Source organism: Pseudomonas sp. PH1b, from assembly GCF_000633395.1.
In the GTDB taxonomy this organism is placed as follows: domain Bacteria; phylum Pseudomonadota; class Gammaproteobacteria; order Pseudomonadales; family Pseudomonadaceae; genus Aquipseudomonas.
In genome coordinates, this window is sequence record NZ_AYMU01000078.1 from 1 (window position 1) to 291 (window position 291).

General features: G+C 46.4%; 1 rRNA gene. It reads left to right on the forward strand.

What is annotated here, in order from left to right:
* Positions 1 to 132: 132 nt before the first annotated feature.
* A 5S ribosomal RNA gene (gene rrf, locus U873_RS0134060) occupies positions 133 to 248 on the forward strand.
* Positions 249 to 291: the final 43 nt, after the last annotated feature.

A 291-nucleotide genomic window follows, 5' to 3' on the forward strand; every position in this document is an offset into this window, starting at 1 on the left:
AACACCCAAGCAATTTGCTTAGAAGCGAATTGCGGTGTGTGAAGACGAAACAAACCGAAAGTTTGCGAACACACAAAGCTATTACATACCCAATTTGCTGATACGTCGAAAGACGGCTCAGTACCCGAATTTCTTGACGACCATAGAGCGTTGGAACCACCTGATCCCATCCCGAACTCAGAAGTGAAACGATGCATCGCCGATGGTAGTGTGGGGTTTCCCCATGTGAGAGTAGGTCATCGTCAAGATTAAATTCCGAAACCCCAATTGCGAAAGCAATTGGGGTTTTGT